The following is a 1310-nucleotide window of genomic DNA, read 5'->3' as shown; positions in this document are numbered from 1 at the left end:
GACCGCCGCCAGGCCGATGACTCCCGGACAACCGTTGAACAGCAGCATCTCGTCGGCACAGGACAGTCTCATGCGACAGGTCGCCCTTTCACTCGGCGTGCACGGCGCGGCCCGACCCTCGCCAGATCTCTGCCGTGTCTACGGCTCGCAAGTCCAACGCCCGCCCCGTGACGGAGCGGGCGTTGAACCGGACGCTTCGTACGGTTACTTGAGCGCCGAGCTGTTGCAGCCCATGTCCGAGCCGAGGTGGCTGGGCTGCGCGGCCGGGGAGCCCTCGCCGTTGAGCGCGTTGGCCAGCACGCCGTTGAGGGCGCCGACGCTGCCCAGGATGTCGATGTTCATGTCGTGCGAGCGGCACTCGATGCCCTGCGTGATGTCGACGTCGTGGGCCGCCGCCTCACCGTGGGCGAAGGCGGTGCCCATGCCGAGGGAGCCGACACTGCCGAGGACGGCGCCCACCAGGGCGGCCTTGTGGAGCTTGCGCATTTCTTCTCCGTTGGATCGAGCGGAAGGGGTGTGCAGCGAATGAGGTTGGAACGGCGGCCGGTTGTGGAACGGCTGTCAGCCGAGCCGGGGCAGACCCAGCTGGCCCACGGGGGGCGCCGCGACCTGTCCGAGGCCGAGCCCGGGCACCTGCGGAGTGCTGGTGGTCAGCGGGTTGATGAGCGGGTTCACCTCGGGGTTCACCTGCGGGTTCACCTGCGGCGCGACCCGCGGCGGGGGCTCCGGGTTGAAGACCTGCGGAGCGGAGACCTGCGGAGCGACCTGCGGCATGACCTGCGGGGCCGCCTGCGGCATGACCTGCGGAGCCGCCTGCTGGGGGGCGGAGTGCTGCGGGACACCGGCCTCCGCGAAGCCGCCCGACGAGGCCGAGGCGGTGGCGTAGCCGGTCTGCTCACGCGGGGCGGGCGCCGGAGCCGCGTACTGGGGAGCCGGCTGCGGCTGGTACTGGGGCCGCGAGGCCTGAGCGTAACCGCCCGACCGGGACGCCGCCGTGACCTGCGGCGCACTGTGCTGCGGCGGCGCGTACTGGGGAGCGGGCGGAGCGTACTGCGGCGCCGGGGCGTACTGCGGCGCCGGAGCATACTGCGGAGCCGGGGCGTACTGCGGCGCCGGGGCGTACTGCGGAGCGGGAGCGTACTGAGGTGCCGGGTAATACTCGGGAGCGGGCGCCGGAGCGGCACCGGCGTACCCGACGGGATAATCGGCCGCCTCGCTGACGCCGGCGCCGATGGCGGTCAGACCGCCGGCCGCTGCKACGACGAGCGCGGCCTTGTGAAGCTTGCGCATGGAACCCTCGGCCCTTCATT

At 72.3% G+C, this 1310-nt stretch carries 2 protein-coding genes; both read right to left on the bottom strand.

Going from position 1 to position 1310, the window contains the following annotated elements; genetic code table 11:
* Positions 1 to 204: 204 nt before the first annotated feature.
* Positions 205 to 486 (bottom strand): hypothetical protein, encoded by a 282-nt coding sequence (locus EAO75_RS44150; RefSeq protein WP_148000769.1) that lies wholly within the window; start codon positions 484 to 486, stop codon positions 205 to 207.
* 75 nt (positions 487 to 561) lie between these two features.
* On the bottom strand, positions 562 to 1290 hold the full coding sequence (locus tag EAO75_RS46360; protein WP_187284852.1) for a hypothetical protein: 729 nt from the start codon (positions 1288 to 1290) through the stop codon (positions 562 to 564).
* Positions 1291 to 1310 lie beyond the last annotated feature (20 nt).

The sequence above is a fragment of the Streptomyces sp. UW30 genome (genome assembly GCF_008042075.1).
Classification (GTDB): domain Bacteria; phylum Actinomycetota; class Actinomycetes; order Streptomycetales; family Streptomycetaceae; genus Streptomyces.
The sequence above is the reverse complement of the archived record's forward strand: the minus strand, read 5'-3'. Positions and strand labels throughout refer to the sequence as shown.

Excerpts from the sequence above, each read along its gene's own strand:
- EAO75_RS44150 (WP_148000769.1), bottom strand. The coding sequence starts at position 486 with ATGCGCAAGCTCCACAAGGCCGCCCTGGTGGGCGCCGTCCTCGGCAGT.